The sequence below is a fragment of the Leclercia adecarboxylata genome (assembly GCF_035787115.1).
GTDB lineage: Bacteria > Pseudomonadota > Gammaproteobacteria > Enterobacterales > Enterobacteriaceae > Enterobacter > Enterobacter adecarboxylatus_E.
The window spans coordinates 58,414-73,066 of record NZ_JALKTL010000001.1 but is presented as its reverse complement, the minus strand read 5'-3'; the positions used below and the strand labels follow the sequence as shown (position 1 = coordinate 73,066).

The 14,653-nt window shown below is 59.1% G+C and carries 18 protein-coding genes; 8 read left to right on the top strand and 10 right to left on the bottom strand.

What is annotated here, in order from left to right; all coding sequences use genetic code 11:
* Positions 1–27: 27 nt before the first annotated feature.
* The gene (locus MXM41_RS00370; RefSeq protein ID WP_325929232.1) at positions 28–999 is read right to left on the bottom strand and encodes a nuclear transport factor 2 family protein; all 972 of its coding nucleotides are present in this window, start codon (positions 997–999) and stop codon (positions 28–30) included.
* Positions 996–2,066 (bottom strand): LacI family DNA-binding transcriptional regulator, encoded by a 1,071-nt coding sequence (locus MXM41_RS00365; protein WP_325929230.1) that lies wholly within the window; start codon positions 2,064–2,066, stop codon positions 996–998. Before MXM41_RS00365 ends, MXM41_RS00370 begins: the two co-directional genes overlap by 4 nt.
* Positions 2,067–2,396: 330 nt before the next feature.
* Between MXM41_RS00365 and MXM41_RS00360 the strand changes: the two genes are divergently transcribed.
* The 6 genes from MXM41_RS00360 to MXM41_RS00335 all read left to right on the top strand — a co-directional run bounded on the left by MXM41_RS00360 (position 2,397) and on the right by MXM41_RS00335 (position 8,483).
* Complete coding sequence (locus MXM41_RS00360; protein ID WP_325929229.1) at positions 2,397–3,635, top strand: MFS transporter; 1,239 nt, start codon at positions 2,397–2,399, stop codon at positions 3,633–3,635.
* 73 nt (positions 3,636–3,708) lie between these two features.
* Entirely contained in the window at positions 3,709–5,031 is a 1,323-nt protein-coding gene (gene hisD / locus MXM41_RS00355) for a histidinol dehydrogenase (RefSeq protein WP_325929228.1), read from the top strand.
* 3 nt (positions 5,032–5,034) lie between these two features.
* Positions 5,035–5,799 (top strand): SDR family NAD(P)-dependent oxidoreductase, encoded by a 765-nt coding sequence (locus MXM41_RS00350; RefSeq protein WP_325929227.1) that lies wholly within the window; start codon positions 5,035–5,037, stop codon positions 5,797–5,799.
* 8 nt (positions 5,800–5,807) lie between these two features.
* A complete protein-coding gene (locus MXM41_RS00345; RefSeq protein ID WP_325929226.1) occupies positions 5,808–6,524 on the top strand; it encodes an alpha/beta hydrolase in 717 nt (238 codons plus the stop codon).
* Positions 6,517–7,305 (top strand): HpcH/HpaI aldolase family protein, encoded by a 789-nt coding sequence (locus MXM41_RS00340; protein ID WP_325929224.1) that lies wholly within the window; start codon positions 6,517–6,519, stop codon positions 7,303–7,305. Before MXM41_RS00345 ends, MXM41_RS00340 begins: the two co-directional genes overlap by 8 nt.
* 11 nt (positions 7,306–7,316) lie before the next feature.
* Positions 7,317–8,483: a cupin gene (locus tag MXM41_RS00335; protein WP_325929223.1), complete on the top strand. Its 1,167-nt coding sequence runs from the start codon at positions 7,317–7,319 to the stop codon at positions 8,481–8,483.
* Between the two features lie 39 nt (positions 8,484–8,522).
* Here the strand turns inward: MXM41_RS00335 and MXM41_RS00330 are convergent, their stop codons facing one another.
* Together MXM41_RS00330 and MXM41_RS00325 are read right to left on the bottom strand one after the other, a co-directional pair.
* Positions 8,523–9,158, bottom strand: a complete 636-nt coding sequence (locus tag MXM41_RS00330) for a carbonic anhydrase (RefSeq protein ID WP_325929222.1) — start codon at positions 9,156–9,158, stop codon at positions 8,523–8,525.
* A 44-nt stretch (positions 9,159–9,202) separates the two neighbouring features.
* On the bottom strand, positions 9,203–10,021 hold the full coding sequence (locus MXM41_RS00325; RefSeq protein WP_325929221.1) for an MBL fold metallo-hydrolase: 819 nt from the start codon (positions 10,019–10,021) through the stop codon (positions 9,203–9,205).
* Between the two features lie 128 nt (positions 10,022–10,149).
* On the opposite strand from MXM41_RS00325, the gene MXM41_RS00320 reads away from it, so the two are divergent.
* A complete protein-coding gene (locus MXM41_RS00320) occupies positions 10,150–10,290 on the top strand; it encodes a hypothetical protein (protein ID WP_032617828.1) in 141 nt (46 codons plus the stop codon).
* A gap of 41 nt (positions 10,291–10,331) precedes the next feature.
* Here MXM41_RS00320 and MXM41_RS00315 read toward each other — a convergent pair whose 3' ends face one another.
* The 4 genes from MXM41_RS00315 to MXM41_RS00300 form a co-directional block, all read right to left on the bottom strand.
* Positions 10,332–10,814, bottom strand: a complete 483-nt coding sequence (locus MXM41_RS00315) for a heme-binding protein (RefSeq protein WP_325929220.1) — start codon at positions 10,812–10,814, stop codon at positions 10,332–10,334.
* 89 nt (positions 10,815–10,903) lie between these two features.
* Positions 10,904–11,515: a response regulator transcription factor gene (locus tag MXM41_RS00310; protein ID WP_325929219.1), complete on the bottom strand. Its 612-nt coding sequence runs from the start codon at positions 11,513–11,515 to the stop codon at positions 10,904–10,906.
* Complete coding sequence (locus MXM41_RS00305) at positions 11,508–12,836, bottom strand: sensor histidine kinase (RefSeq protein WP_325929218.1); 1,329 nt, start codon at positions 12,834–12,836, stop codon at positions 11,508–11,510. The genes MXM41_RS00310 and MXM41_RS00305 overlap by 8 nt, the downstream gene beginning before the upstream one ends.
* A gap of 160 nt (positions 12,837–12,996) precedes the next feature.
* Entirely contained in the window at positions 12,997–13,158 is a 162-nt protein-coding gene (locus tag MXM41_RS00300) for a hypothetical protein (RefSeq protein WP_325929217.1), read from the bottom strand.
* Between the two features lie 229 nt (positions 13,159–13,387).
* Here MXM41_RS00300 and MXM41_RS00295 point away from each other — a divergent pair, with 229 nt between their 5' ends.
* Positions 13,388–13,510 carry a hypothetical protein gene (locus tag MXM41_RS00295; protein ID WP_325929216.1) on the top strand — a complete coding sequence of 41 codons (123 nt, stop codon included), beginning with the start codon at positions 13,388–13,390 and terminating at the stop codon, positions 13,508–13,510.
* On the opposite strand, the gene fumD is transcribed toward MXM41_RS00295, so the two are convergent.
* Together fumD and MXM41_RS00285 are read right to left on the bottom strand one after the other, a co-directional pair.
* Positions 13,507–13,716 carry a fumarate hydratase FumD gene (gene fumD, locus MXM41_RS00290; protein ID WP_032617775.1) on the bottom strand — a complete coding sequence of 70 codons (210 nt, stop codon included), beginning with the start codon at positions 13,714–13,716 and terminating at the stop codon, positions 13,507–13,509. The two genes, MXM41_RS00295 and fumD, sit on opposite strands and share 4 nt — an antisense overlap.
* Before the next feature lie 105 nt (positions 13,717–13,821).
* Positions 13,822–14,634, bottom strand: a complete 813-nt coding sequence (locus MXM41_RS00285) for a MetQ/NlpA family ABC transporter substrate-binding protein (protein ID WP_039029111.1) — start codon at positions 14,632–14,634, stop codon at positions 13,822–13,824.
* Between the last annotated feature and the right edge of the window lie 19 nt (positions 14,635–14,653).

Sequence of the window (14,653 nt, the reverse complement as noted above, 5' to 3'; positions counted from 1 at the left end):
AGAAATATAACGGAGGCAGACCTCCGCTTAATTAACGATTTGCGACCAGATGGCTAATTCATCAATGCCGAGATATTCACGGATAATTAAACCATCGCGTAATTCAAGCTGGCTGATACCGGTAATTGATACCGGCTTGCGGCTCGGCACGCCAAATTTTCCGTAGCCGTCGTGCCAGGTCAGGAGCGACCAGCGCAGCGAAATACGGACCGGCTCGCCAGGATCCCGACGCACAATCAGGTGGTGCAGCTGCACTTCGCTGTCGGCAAATGAGGCCCGGTAGCCCGACAGCAGCGCGGCGATCTCCTGCTCTCCCGTGCCGCTACAGTGGCCCGGCGCATAGAGCGTTGCCGCCGGGTGGTACAGACCCGGTACGGTACCGCTGTTGCCGCCTGCCCACATGGTCAGATAGCGCTCCACCACCCCGGCAACCGGCCCTTCAACGTCATCACCTTCCGGGCCACCCGCCCAGCGGGCATCCAGCGTCTCGGCGGATGCAGGCGCAATACCGAGCTGCTCCTGCATCCCCGCCAGATCACGGGCGAACGCCTGCACGTTGAGCCCGAGCTGGGCCACAATTGCCGCTCTGTCCTGCAGCAGCCACTCCTGGCGCACCGCGCCGTCGGCACAGATGCGGTCAGCCCAGGTGCGGACCCAGAGGGTTTTGCCGCTGGGAGCGCCGAAGAAGCCTTCCCCCATATGGCGTATGCAGGCGATGGTGCGCTGGGCGGCATAATACTCATTGCCGGGATTCTGGGTCGCCAGAATGTCCTCCGTCAGCACGGTGCGCTGGGGAAAGCTGTGCATCGCCTCCAGTGTCAGGCGCATAAATTGCGGCAGATCGGTCAGCTGTTTTTCCGGGGTGATAAAGACCACCGGCGTGGCGTAAAAATCGGCGAGCTGGCCGATATCCTTTTGCTCCCAGACCACATGGGTCAGGGTGAGAATAAACTGTTGAATGGAGTCGAACTGAGGGCTGAAGCCCGGCAATCTGCTCATTTGTCCTCCTGCGTCTGGAACATGTCATAACCCTCGGCCTCGATGGCTCCCGCCTGCGGTCGGCGCGCGGAGTGCCGTACCACCAGCTTGCCCGGCACGGTAATTTGTTCAGGTTCGATCGTGCCGCTGTCGATCTGCTTCATCAGTAATTCCACCGTGGCGTTGACCATCGCCTCTACGGGCTGCGAGGCGGAGGTTAAGGCATACGATGCCCAGCCGGACGGGCCGATATCGTCGTATCCCACAATGGAGACATCTTCCGGGATGCGCAGGCCGAACTCGTAGCGCGCCACGTCCATGACGATCACCGCCATATGATCGTTGGCGACAAAAATGGCGTCCGGCGCGGGCGACGCGGAGAAGAGCGCGTAGGCCGCGCGGGCGGTCTCCTGCGCATCGTAATTCCCGTTGACCACCCGAATATCGTCAATCCCCTGCTCCTGAAGAGCCTGCCGATACCCGCGCTGGCGGGCAATATTGACGGAAGAGTCCGCCACGCCGCCCACGTAGGCAAAACGCTTGTGACCTGCCGCCAGTAAAAACTCGGCAATCTGGCGGGAAGCCGCCTCGTTATTGCTGTTGACGCTCGAGGCCATTCCGCTCTCTTCGCTGCGGTTGAACAGCACCACCGGGATCCCGGCGGCAAGACACTCCTGGGAGAGATCGAGCGACAGGGTGACCGAGGCCAGCACGATGCCGTCCACCCGGTACTGCATGATCTGGTCAAAAATCCGATCTACGTTCCCGTCACGGTCACCGACAAACAGCAGCAGGTGATAGTTGAGGGTATCCAGTTTTTGCGCCAGCGCCTCAAGCACCTGGGGGTAAAACTGGTTATCAAAATAGGAGATCACCACGCCGATGATCCGCGAGCGGGCCGTGTTGAGCGAGCGGGCGATGGCGTTTGGCCGATAGCCCAGCTCACGCGCGGCCTTGAGCACTTTCTCACGCGTTGCCGGCGAGATGCTGGCTCCAGGCGTGAAGGTGCGGGATACCGCCGATTGTGATACCCCCGCCAGTTGCGCCACCTGCTGAGAGGTCACCGCTGTAAAAGTCTTACGTTTCATTACCGTGTGTTCCTTATCCCTGACGCTTTCCGAACCGGCATCGTTGACGGGGCACTCCCCTGTCACCGCGCCGCAGGCAGCGGGTACTTTTTATACTTACACCATCTTTGCATGCGTATGCAACAGCCTGAATTATTTTTTTCACAATGGTGACAAACGACCTTTACAAAATTGAAACCTTTTCGTAACTTCAATTTTTGAATACGTATGCAGCACAGTTTTCACACCGTCAATTGTACCGGGCGAATTGGGCAGTATCCAAAAGGATTGAGCCGGTAAACGTTGTACTTGGCTGGTTATAACCCATTACTTTTTACGAGGTTCACGACCATGTTTCGAGCACTGTTACGCCGACCCGAAGCCCGGCTGTTTTTTATCATCAGCGTGTTGTTTTTTATCTGTATTCACAGCATTGATGCATTTCTGGCCCCGATGATGATCAATCAGGGGATGGAGCCGCAGGTGATGGGGATCATCATGGGGGCCAGCGGTCTCGCCACCCTGCTGATCCGCTTTCCGCTGGGGATTGTTTCCGATGTGGTGAAGAGTCGAAAAATCTTTATTCAGGTCGCGCTGGTGCTGCCGATTATCGCCTGGCCACTGGCCTGGCTGGAGCCTAACGCCATCACCCTCTATCTGGCCAAAGCCGCTGACGGCGTCACCGCCGCCACCTGGGTGCTCTACAACATTCTGTTTATTCGCTACTTTGACCGCAAAGATGCCCCGGCCGCCGTGGCCTTTCTGGCGCTGGCCGGGCCGCTGGGGGTGTTTCTCGGCAACTGCATCGGCGGCCTGTTGATTCACTATTTTGCGAACAACATCGCATTTTTCGTCTCCTGCGTGTCGGCGCTGGTGGCGCTGTTCCTCACCACCCGCATTCGCGACGTGCACGACCCGGTGAAAGCCCCGACGCTGAAAGCCTGTATCGCCGGGGCCCGCCTGCAGCTGGCCGACCGTTCGGTGTGGCTGATTGGCATACTCGCCACCGTCGTTATTCTGGTGCCCTTTGCCACCCGCGACACGCTCACGCCTATCTATGCCGAGCAGCTTGGCGCCCGCGCCGGGATCTTAACCCTGCTGAGTAATATCCACCTGATCTTCTACGCCCTGGCCATTGCCCTGTGCAGCAGCGTCTTTTATCAGCGTCTGGGTCTGGTCAAAACCGCGGTGCTGGGTATTGTGCTGCAGGTGATCTCCACCCTGGGCATTCCCTTCACCACCAGCCTGTATCTGATCTACATCATGCAGGCGCTGGCGGGGTTCTCCTTCGGGATGGCGTTCGCCGCGTTTATGTCCCTCAGCGTGGTCAATACCACCTCCGATGAGCAGTCCACGCGCATGGGGCTGTTCCAGACCATTTACTCCTGCGGCATGTTTGCCGGGCCGGTGATTATGGGGGTAATGATGCAGCACATTAACCTCTCGTCCGGCTATCTGTTTATTGCTGGCCTGTCGGTTATTGCGGCGATGGCAACCCCGCTCTCCGTGCGCTGGGTGAATAACCGTAAAATGCCTCCGTCTGCGGAATTATCTATTAACGGCCCACTCGCCCCCGCGCGCGACCAGTAATTCTTTTTACCAGTACAGTTATCCCGGCCCGCCGGGAGGATAGTCGTCATCTTAAATATATGAGGAAGATATTGTGGCTTATATGTTGAAAACCAGTAAACCGGTCCAGGAACGTCAGGATGCGCAGCGCCAGATAAGAGAAACGGTGGAACTTATTCTGGCGGATATTGAAAAACGCGGGAATAAAGCCATTCGCGAATTATCCGTTAAGTTCGACCGCTATGATCGTCAGGATTATCGCCTGACGGATGCGGAAATTAACGCCTGCATGAATAAATTAAGCCGCCAGGATATTCACGACATTGAATTTGCCCAGGCGCAGGTCTTTAATTTTGCCCGCGCCCAAAAAGAGTGCCTGCGCGACCTGGAAATTGAAACCCGCCCCGGGGTCATTCTCGGGCATAAAAATATTCCCATTAACGCGGTGGGCTGTTATGTCCCGGGCGGGAAATATCCGCTGCTGGCATCGGCGCATATGTCGATTATTACCGCCAACGTGGCGGGCTGCTCCCGTATCGTGAGCTGTGCCCCGCCGTTCGGTGGCGAGCCTGCCCCGGCCATCGTCGCGGCACAAAAAATGGCCGGGGCAACGGAGATTTACGCGCTGGGGGGCATTCAGGCTATCGGCGCGATGGCGCTGGGCACCGATTCGCTGGCCCCGGTGGATATGCTGGTCGGCCCTGGCAACGCCTTTGTGGCGGAGGCAAAACGTCAGCTTTTTGGCCGGGTCGGGATTGATCTCTTTGCCGGCCCGACCGAGACACTGGTGATTGCCGACGACACCGTCGATGCTGAAATGTGTGCCACCGACCTGCTGGGACAGGCCGAACACGGCGTCACCACCCCCGCCATTCTGTTGACCAACTCGATGACGCTGGCAAAAGAGACGCTGCGGGAGGTGGAGCGCCTGCTGGAAAAACTGCCTACCGCCGACATCGCCCGTCAGGCGTGGCACGATTACGGGGAGATCATCGTCTGCGACAGCTACGATGAGATGCTTGCCGAAGCCGACCGTATCGCCTCGGAGCATGTGCAGGTAATGACCAACCGCGACGACTGGTTCCTGGCCAATATGACCAACTTTGGCGCCCTGTTCCTCGGCCCGCGCACCAACGTCGCCTATGGCGATAAGGTGATCGGCACCAACCACACCCTGCCGACGCAAAAAGCGGCGCGTTACACCGGCGGCCTGTGGGTCGGCAAGTTCATGAAAACCTGCACCTGGCAAAAAGTGCTCAGCGATGAGGCCACCGCCGAGATCGGCAGCTACTGCTCACGCCTGTCCCTGCTGGAAGGCTTTGCCGGCCATGCCGAACAGGCCAATATCCGCGTGCGCCGTTACGGCCAGGTGGAGGTGCCTTACGCCACCCCGGCACCGGTCAGAGAGAAGGTATAAGCCATGACCTTTCCCGAGATGCCCTCCTTCTCCCTGCACGGAAAGCGTGCCCTGGTGACCGGTGGCTCCCGCGGGCTGGGGTTCGCCTGCGCTGTTGCCCTGGCCCAGAGTGGCGCGCAGGTGTGGATCGCCGCCCGGGATCGTGAGGCGCTCGACGCGGCGGCAACGCTCGCCGCCGGGCGCGGGCTGGTGTTACACCCGGTGGCGCTGGATATCACCGATGTCGCACAGGTTGAAGCCGTAACAGAACACCTGCCCGCGTTCGACATTCTGGTGAACAGCGCCGGTCTGGCGCGTCACGAGCCGTTTCTGGCGGTCAGCGAAACCAACTTTGACGCGGTGATGGCGATCAACCTGCGGGCCACCTTTTTTGTCAGCCAGCGGGTGGCGGCGCGGATGCGCGAGCAGAAAATAGCGGGCTCAATCATTCATATCTCCTCGCAGATGGGGCACGTCGGCGGCCCGCAGCGCAGCGTCTACTGTGCGTCGAAATTTGCCCTGGAGGGGTTAACTAAATCCATGGCGCTGGAGCTTGGCGGGGACGGGATCAGGGTCAACACCCTTTGCCCGACCTTTATTGAGACGGCGCTTTCCGCCCCCTCGCTGGCCGATCCAGCCTTTCACCGCTACGTGCTGGAGAACATCAAGCTCGGACGCACCGGCACCCTGCAAGACGTAATGGGGCCGGTGGTGTTTTTGGCCTCCGACGCCGCACTGATGATCACCGGCAGCGCGCTGATGGTCGACGGCGGCTGGACAGCAACCTGAGGATACCTATGAATAATCACGCCCTGCCGCTGGTGCTGATTAGCGGCACGCTCTGTAACCAGCGCCTCTGGCAACCGGTACTCGACAGGCTCAACGTCTCTGATGCGCGGTGCATTACGCTGACGGATTTTACCTCGGCACCGGAGGCTGCGCAGCGGTTGCTGAGCGAACTGCCGCCCCGCTTCCTGCTGGCGGGCTTTTCGCTGGGGGCGATTGTGGCGTTGCAAATGGTCGCCGACGCGCCGCAGCGCATTGCCGGGCTGGCGCTGCTGTCGGTCAATCCGCTTGCCGATCCCCCGGAAAATGCCGCTTCCCGGCGCGAGGCGGTGCGCGCCGCGCGCCAGCAGGGGCTGGCGAACTGGCTGTCCGCCAGCCTGTGGCCGAAGTACGTTGCCCCGGCGCGCAACCAGGATGTGGCTCTGCACGATCTGATCTGCCAGATGGCGCTGGAGTGCGGGTCTGAGACCCTGGCGACGCAGACCGAAATCGCCATTACCCGACGGGACAATCGCCCGGGGCTGTACGCCCTCGCCTGCCCCATTACCGTTATCAACGGCCTGCACGATCCTCTCTGCACGCCGTCTCACCATCAGCGGGTAGCAGAGTGTGCGCCGCAGGCAAAGCTCGTCACTCTCGCCTCTGCCGGGCACTTTACCCTGCTCGAAGCGCCCGATGAGGTGGCTCCCCCCCTACGTCACTGGATCCAGGAGTGTTTACATGCGTAAGAACAGACTCAAAGCAATGCCGGAGGGCAGCGCCATTATTAACGGCTGGCTGGCGATCCCGTCCAGCTACAGCGCTGAAATCGTCGGCCATCAGGGCTTTGATGCGGTCACCGTCGATCTGCAGCACGGCATGATTGATTTTGCCAGCGCGCTGTCGATGCTACAGGCGCTCTCCGCCACCCCGGCGGTACCGCTGGTGCGTGTATCCGCTAACGATCCGGCGCAGATCATGCGCATGCTGGATGCAGGCGCCTACGGCATTATCTGCCCGATGATCTCAACCCCAGAAGAGGCCCGACGCTTTGTGGCCGCCTGCCGCTATCCGCCGCTGGGCAACCGCTCCTTTGGCCCGGCCCGCGGACTGCTGTATGGCGGGGCCGATTATCCGCAGTACGCCAACGAGGAGATCCTGACCCTGGCGATGATTGAAACCCGCGACGGGCTATCGAACCTCGATGCGATCCTCGCCACCGACGGGCTCGACGGCGTGTTTATCGGCCCGAACGATCTGTCGCTGACCCTGACCGGCAGCGCCAGCGCCGAATCACGCCACCCTGAAATGCTGGCCGCTATCGAGCGGGTGGTCAGCCGCTGTCGTCAGCAGCAGAAAATCGCGGGGATCTTTTGTACCTCCGGCGACGCTGCCGCCCGGCGCATCAGCGAAGGTTTTCAGTTTGTCACCCCGGCGAACGACGTCATGCAACTTGGTCGCGCTTCACGCGAAGCCATCGCCCTGGCGCGCGGCAATGCCATCCCCACTACCGGCGCATCAGGCTATTAACAGGAGAGAACATGAAAGCACGTCACATTACCCCGGAACTGGCCAGAAGCCGTCTGGTTGCACCCGATGATATGGTGTCCTGTAATCTTGCGTTTATCGACTGCAAGCTTCCCGGCTCGCACCTGAAACAGAACTACTCCTTTATTGGCCCCGGCGTGACCCAGTCGTCCGCCCAGGTGGTGAATATCCCGGAGCCGCACGGCTTTAACATCGGCGCGGCGGCGATGCCGAAAGGGGTAACTAATAACCTGCATCTGCACTTCACCGCCGAGGTATTTTTGATCCATGAAGGAACCTGGCGTTTTCGCTGGGGCGCCAACGGTGAAAATGAAGCCGAGTTCAGCGCCCCGGCGATCCTTTCCATCCCCACCTGGATCTTCCGCGGCTTTACCAACGTCAGCAAAGAAGAGACCTGCGGCATGGTCTATACGGTGCTCGGCGGGAATAACACCGGCGGAATTATCTGGCATCCGTCGATTCTGCACGCGGCCAGCGAGTATGGCCTCTATCTGAGCAAAGAAAATATGCTCATCGACGTGAATGCGGGCGATACCCTGCCGGAACCGGCGGGGCTGCTGACGCCGCTGGCGGCGGACGAGATTGCCGCCCTGCGTCACTACTCTGTGGAAGAGATGCGCCAGCGGGCGGTGACCGGAGAGGATCGTCGCTGGTCGGCGGCGGGGTTACTTGATTCGGTCCTGCCCGGCCACGGCGGCGAGATTGCCCCGGCGATCGGCTTTGGCATCAGTCAGGATAAACACGCGGCGCCGGCCATCGTCAACCCGCACGGCTTTTCCGTTGAGTGGCTGCGCCTGGCCGCCGATTGCGTGGTGGGACGCCACCTGTGTCCGGACGTACAGGTGATCATGGTCTTTAAGGGCACCCTGGAGGTAACCTGGAATCAGGAAGGCGAAGAGGTAAGCATTGTTGCGCCTGAACGTTCCGTTGTTTCTGTTCCGGCGAACAGCTGGCGGCGTTACCGCGCGCTGGATGGCGAGATGGAGTGCATTCTGACCACCGAAGGCGATCAGCGTAAGCGCATTTACTGGGATCAGGCGATACTGGACCAGGCAAGAGCGGCAAATCGCTGTCTCGACCCGGACGGATACGTCACGAAGGTGGATCTGCTGCCCGAAACGGCGAAGCGCGCGGGGCTGAAGCTCGAAGTGCTGCCATAAGGAATGTCAGGGCGGGTCACCCGCCCTGAATAGCGCGGTTTACTCGAAGTAAACGCCAGGGTTGTCGGACAGGGAGACGAAGGTTTTGGTCTCTTTATCCAGCGCGCGAATATCGCCGCTTTCGATATCGTAGACCCAGCCGTGCAGGCGAATGGCGTTGTTACGCAGGCCAACCGCGACGGAAGGATGGGTTTTGATGTTGCTCAGCTGAGCGAAGACGTTCTCCTGCACCATCGCGTTGACTTTGTCCGTCGCGTTGTCCCAGGTTTTATTCTCCACCACCGCTTTCGCCGCATCGGAGTAGCGCAGCCAGTGAGAAACGGCCGGCATCGGCTCGAGGTTAGCGTTATCGGCAATCGCCTTCATCGCGCCGCAGTTAGAGTGGCCGCAGATCACGATATCGGTGACGCCCAGCGCCACGACCGCGTACTCAATGGTGGCCGAAACGCCGCCCGGCTCAGGCCCGAAAGGGGGCACGATATTGCCCGCATTGCGAATGACAAAGAGCTGTCCCGGCTCCTGCTGCGTGACTAATTCCGGCACCAGGCGGCTGTCAGAGCAGGAGATAAACAGCGCTTTGGGATTCTGACTGGACGCCAGGCTGCGGAAAAGGTCTTTACGTTGCGGAAAAACTTCTTTTTGAAAGCTGAGAAAACCTTCAATGATATGTTGCATAGCAATGTCTCATTTTTTTGTGATTGTTACAGGCATGATCAAGATCACGGTTTTTGCAGTTTACCCACCGGTCTCGCGTTCAGACAAGCAATATATTTCTGGACCGACCGCATGACAATCTCGCGCCCACTGGCGGCAATATTCTGCCCTTCAAAGGCGCCCCAGAGGCGTTCGAAGACGACATTGTCCAGCCGCGCGGCGATGTCAGCCACCTCTTCTGCCGACAGCGGCAGCATATTCGGGTAGCTCCACATAAAGGACACCGCGTCTTTTCCCGGGGTCACCTGCAGGATATCCCCGGCCAGCAGAGCGCCGCCATCGCGGTTCCAGTGCAGTACCGTCCCCCCGGCAAAATGGCCGCCCAGCCGGTGCAGCGTCACCTCAGGTGCGATCTCAAGGCTGTCCCCCTCCCAGAAGCGCAGCGCCGGGCTGGGTCTCATCACCCACTGCCGATCGCAGGCGTGCAGGTAGACCGGAGCATTAAAGGCCGCAGCCCAGTCCTGCATGGTGGTGTAGTAGTGTGGATGAGAAATGGCGATGGCGTCGATCCCCCCGAGCGCGTTCACCAGCGTATAGGTGGCCGGGTCGAGATTGGCGATGCAGTCCCACAGCACGTTACCTTGCGGGGTTTGGAGTAAAATAGCGCGCTGGTTAATGGCAAAGGCGGGCACGGTTTTAATGCTCAGCAGGCCGGGTTCAAGCTGCTGCCATTTGTTGGTGTGCGTGCTGATTAGGGTGGAAAAATCCACCCACGCCTGGCCCGTCGCGGGTACGTACTGGCGCTCATCTTCGCAAATGGCGCAGTGCTGCGGTTCGCGGTCAACGTCATAAGACGTGCCGCAGGTTTTACATAAGACGATCATCTCTCCTCCTGAGCCCGGGTGAGTCATCAGTATGGCAAGGATTATCCTTATGTGCGCTGGGGTGCCTCGTCCCATTGTTTTGCTCTATAATACGACCTGGAACAAAAACCGAACAAAGCAGGTATATGATGGAAATTGATCTCAACAATCTGGTGTTTGACGGGCTGGATGAAGCCGAAGAACGTAACGCTGAACGCCTTGAAGATGCAGATAAAAAAGCGCAGGCGATCGTGGCGGACGATGATTGCGGCGACGCCTGCAAGATCTAATGCAAAAAGCCCCCGATGTTCGCATCGGGGGCTTTTTAACATCAGGATTTCGCCAGGCCATCCACGGCCTGCTGAGCGCAGGCTTCATCCAGATGACCACCCGGCGCGCCGCCAATGCCGATGGCGCCAATCACCTCATCGCCTTCCTTCACCGGTAAGCCCCCAGCCAGCAGCAGCAGGCCCGGGATATCACGCAGGTTCTGCGCACCCGCGTTGCTCTGGGCGGACTCCATTACCTTACCCGACGCGTTTTTAGTGCTGAGCGCGGTAAAGGCTTTCATCTCGCTGGCTTTCAGGGTGTGTGGACCGGCGTTATCCGTGCGCTGTACCGCTTTGACCACCCCGGCGCGATCCACCACCGTGACGCTGACCTGATAATTTTTGGCCATGCAGGCCTGAATCGCCGCGCTGGCCAGAACGTTCGCCTGGGCCAGGGAGAGACTCTTTTGCGCAACGGATTGTGCATGCGCCGATACGCTGACCATCCCTGCTACACACACTGCCGCCATCATTAACTTTTTCATCGCACATCCTCTTGTCAGTGGGAACAGATGCAGCGTATCGAAGCGGGCGATGTATTGTTATTCGGTTGACTACGCAGCGAGCCTGGTAGTTATACGGATTGCAATTTGTCGTACTCCCGGATGGCCTGCACCAGGCTTGTGACCCCCAGCTTGACGAACACCGCCGCCCGGTGTGCTTCCACGGTTCTGGGCGAGAGATGAAGCCGGGCAGCGACCTCTTTATTACTGCTGCCTTCCATTAAGGCCAGAAGCACCTCGTGTTCCCGGGCGGTGAGCTGTTCAAATCGTGCCCTGACCCGCTGTGCCTCCTGCCATCCCACCACCCGACGCTGGCTCTCGGCGAGGGCGGCGGTAATGGATTCGATCAGTTTATCGGCGTCCAGCGGCTTGGTGAAAAACTCATAGACACCGTTGTGGAACGCGCGTCGGCAGGCATCAATGGTCCCGTGGCCGGTCATCAGGATCACCGGCAGCAGCGGCCACGGCCACTCCCCCTCCTCCAGCCAGGCCAGCCCGCCTTTGCCCGGCATACGCATGTCCAGCAGCAGGCAGCCGGTCAGGGCTTTTTCCGCCCCCTGCGCGGCCATAAACGCAGCAATACTGTCGAAGGGCTCCACGCGCCAGTGCATCCCCGATAACAGGAACACCAGCGACTCCCTGACTGAAGCATCATCATCAATTAACCAGATGACGTTATCCATGTACCTGACTCCCGGGGTAAGCAAACTGCAATCTGATCCTGGCCCCGCCTTCTGGCGCGTTGTCCAGAGAGAGCGTGCCATTCATGCGGGTAACTAACGACTCGGTCAAGGTCATGCCCAGACCCGTGCCGCCCTGACGCCCACTGTAAAAGGGCATGAAGGCGTTGTGGAGCGCTTCCGGAGTGAAGCCCGGGCCGCCGTCGGCAATCTCAATATGGACACGTTCGCCTGCGCGATGACTGCGGATATGCACCCAGCCCGCCGCGCTATCCTGCTGGGCCTGAAGGGCGTTGCTGAGCAGGTTATGCAGCACCTGTTCAAGCCACAGCCGGTCAGCGATCAGCGTACGGGCGTCGGCGGCAAAATCATGGGTGAGACGAATATGCCTGGCGGTACGCTCATGCTCGAGCAGGTTGCCGACATGCTGCCAGCACTCGGCCAGATCGACATCGCCCAGCGCCACCGTCTCCTGAGTTACATGTTCACGAAAGCGGGTCAGCAGCTCGGCAATCCGCTGGGTTTGCACCAGCGCCGAACCCAGCGCCTGCGACACCGCCGCCGGATTATCCTGACGCAGCTGTCGCTGCGCCCCCTGAATCCAGGTCTGAACCGCTGTCAGAGGCTGGTTGATCTCATGCACGATACCCGCGGTGATCTCCCCCAGGGTATTGAGCCGGGCGTGTTGATAGTACCAGGCGCGCTGGTCAGCATTCTGCCGCTGCTTACGCTGCCAGAGGATCGCACCGCCTGCCGCCGCCACGATGCCCCAGCCGATAAACAGCAGGAAAAACGGCAGCAGGGTCACTTTCAGCCATGCCGGGCGGGCTTCGGCCTGCAGAATAAACGGCTGGGTATGCTGGGAAAACTGCCGTTGCCAGTGCCAGAAGGCCGCTGTGGGAGCTGACGATTGCTCGCCTTTAAGATTCAGGGTGATGTGGGTAAATCCGGGCCAGTCGTTCATGACTGGCGCGAGGTCGATCAGCACCCGGATCTGTCGCCACGGGTTGTAGAGCCAGTACTGCGTGCCCGCCACGGGCTCGACACGGGCGGCGTCGAGTGCGCGTCCAACGGTCTTTTGCAGGTCGCGTATTTGTGGAAATTTTTTACGCAGCGCCGCCAGATCCTCGTCGCCATTCAACAGGGGCAGCACCGACTCATTCTGGGTCAGGACCGCGCCAGTCTCAGCAAACGCCGAGGCAAATTCACGGTCGCGTTCCCAGAACTGGCGGCGGATCTGTTCGGCATACAGCAGCACGCTGCCGGGCAGGCAGAGCATGAGCCAAATCAGGATCCCCCGGTGTAAAAATTTTTTGCTGTTCATTCGTTTAACTGGCGCAGGAAGAGGACGCCAGTGACCTTAGCAGGAAGCTAAGCCGGGGACAAAACTTGCGGTGGTTTTTGGAGGTTAGCGTCCAGAATAGCGGGTCATGCCATGAAAATTGCACACCTCATTCCACCAGGTTTCCCGTACCAGGCGGCGTTCAGCGTGGCGTTTGCTCATGGAACCACTCCGGATCGATGTTGGCGATGTCTACCCCGTACAGGCTGGCAGCAGGCAAAATAGATTCAATAATACGCTGCGCGCTGTTCTCTTCCGATCTTGCGGTAAAAAACCGCCGTAACGTATTTATCAGTTTGCCCATTGCCCTGTTCCTCTTGTTCTCAGCCTGAAGACAGTAAACCAGCAATCAGGCACCTTGAGAAATGCCGAATCCGGCAGAGGATTTGCGCCAGACGCAAAAGCAGTACGTTTTTTTCAGCAGCGTAAACGCTGGGGTGAGTTTTGCTGCCGCAGGCGTTGCGCAACACCCTGCCTTCACGACCGTGGTCATTATCAGCTGCTGAAGGAGACGATGCTGGCGTTGATTAACGATGAATGAAGGTGATCACCGTGGCGGGCCAGGCGATCAACCGGGTGCAGAACTACCCGGCGACTTTTTTAACGGCGTAATCTCTTACCTGCTGCGCGGTAAGGAAGAGGCGCTGGCAGCCTAACCGGCCAGCGCTTTAACCACGGTTTCCATCGCCTGGGTAGTTAATTCACTGCGTTTCACCCGCTGGTTTGCCAGCGAGGTGCGCAGCACCCCGGCGATGACGATATGCTTCGGCTCCTGCCCCAAATCCCGCATTTCAAGCACGACTTTGCCTACCACGCGACACATCTCCTGATACAGCGCTTCGTCTTTGGTCACATTGCCCATGACTTTCACTCCGTTGCCTTAAAATGCCAGCTTAATAGATTCATCGCCTGTATACAAAAAAAGCCCGACGAGAGACCCGTCGGGCTTTGAGATCAAACGGATAAATCAGTTGTTAACCGGGATCACTGCGCCTTTATACTTGGTGCGGATCCAGTCCTGAATCTCTTTAGAATGCAGCACGTCCACCAGCGCGACGATATCTTTCTTCTTCTCATCGCCACGGTGCACGGTGATGATATTGGCGTACGGGTTATTTTCACCACTCTCTACCGCAATCGGGTCATGAACCGGATCCAGGCCAGCGTCGATGGCGTAGTTGGCGTTGATCACCACGGCCGCGCCTTCGTCATTGTTGTACATCTGCGGCAGCAGTGAGGCTTCAACGTTCGGGGTAAACTGCAGCTTTTTCGGGTTCTCAACGATGTCGCTGATGCGCGCGGTCACTTTATCGATGCCCGGCTTCAGCTTGATCACGCCCTCTTTCTCGAAGATAGAGAGGATACGGCCCTCTTCAGACACGGCATCACGCATGATGATTTTGCCGCCTTCCGGCAGATCTTTCAGCGATTTGTATTTTTTGGAGTAGATACCGATCGGCTCGATGTGGATCGCACCGGCGCTGACGAAATCGTACTCTTTATCCCCGGCGTGGTCTTTCAGGACACTATTCAGGTAAGGGATATGCTGGAAGTAGTTGGCATCGATGTCACGACCCGCCAGCGCGGTGTTCGGCAGGATGTAGTCCTGGAAGGGTTTGATCTCCAGATCGATACCCTGCTTCGCCAGGATCGGCTTCGCCTGCTCCAGGATTTCTGCGTGCGGGGTGTTGGACGCCCCCACGGTCAGGGTGTCAGCCCAGGAGGCAAAGCTCAGGGCGCTCAGGGTTGCTGCGGCGATCAACGTCAGTGTCTTTTTCATGATGATGGTTCCTGTGTAT